2 pseudogenes are annotated in these 1,067 nt (G+C 42.7%); both read right to left on the bottom strand.

Annotated elements, in window-relative coordinates:
* Nucleotides 1–420: pseudogene (locus R7P67_RS26245) on the bottom strand (hypothetical protein); the annotation flags it as partial.
* A gap of 107 nt (nt 421–527) precedes the next feature.
* Nucleotides 528–1,067, bottom strand: a pseudogene (locus tag R7P67_RS26240) (HDOD domain-containing protein); the annotation flags it as partial.

Here is a 1,067-nt window from a genome sequence, read left to right as displayed (position 1 = left end):
GAAGAGGATCCATTCGCTCGCGGTATCTACCCACTCCAGACCTATCGGCAAAATGAGACCAGCAATTAAGCCTCCACCAACGACAACAATCAGTTTTACTGATTCTAATGCCATAGAAGAAAGTGGAAGCTTGTTTTGGTTGTGATTGGTCTGCAACGGAATAATCTTATCGATTATTGGCAGAGCGAGTAAGTTACATACACTCAAGCAGACGAAAAAAGTACCAGCGTACAGCAGTATACTCTGCAAGTTGCTACTCAAGTTGTCTAAGGCAGCTAAACTTAAACCCATCAACGAAAGAATGACGTAAATAAGGTATGAAGTTGATTGGTTAATTTTCTCTAGTAAAGCTGCGCGAGAAATAGGAATTAAGTACCCCACAACAAGAGGGGCAAAAATGAATAGCATCCCTGAGAACATAAAACTTGATAATTCCTTAGTGAGACAAGCCGGAGACAAAAGCCACTGACAAAACAACACTCGACCTTGAGTTTAATGTTTATCGTGGATGACGTTAGTTAACTTAATTACAAGCCGCTAGCACTGAGTACTGCGTTGATTTCGTTTCGAAAGTCAGTATCACTCATATTGCTTAGGTCATACAAGACCTCTGCACCTGTTAAATTGAATTCCACTTCATGTTCATCAATACGTTCGTCTTGATTGCGGAACATCAATAAGTGGTTTGCAATTCGAGCAATGTCCAAATAACTGACTTCTGGACGAGCGGTAACAAACTTTTCGTTTGAAGAGACTTCTCGAAAATCGTTGTCGAACCCCCAGCGTTCTAGCACCAACTTACTGGTTGCAGAGCAGCGAGTTTGGAAGATTTGCAACGCGATATCAGGGTCAAGGTAATTGCCACTATCCAGATACAGGTGATATTCGTTAATGAGGCAGAACAAGCCAATATCGGCCAATAAGCCAACTAGAAGTGCCTTTTCCAGCTCCAGATGTGTGTAAACAGAAGGCTCGTGTTTGTGGAATTCTTGTACGACCAGCACCATCGTGGCGCCAAGCTCTCGAGAGACGGCCGCACTTTTTACCAGTATGTCATTGCACTCTTT

The organism is Vibrio sp. Vb0937 (genome assembly GCF_033338855.1).
The sequence above is the reverse complement of the archived record's forward strand: the minus strand, read 5'-3'. Positions and strand labels throughout refer to the sequence as shown.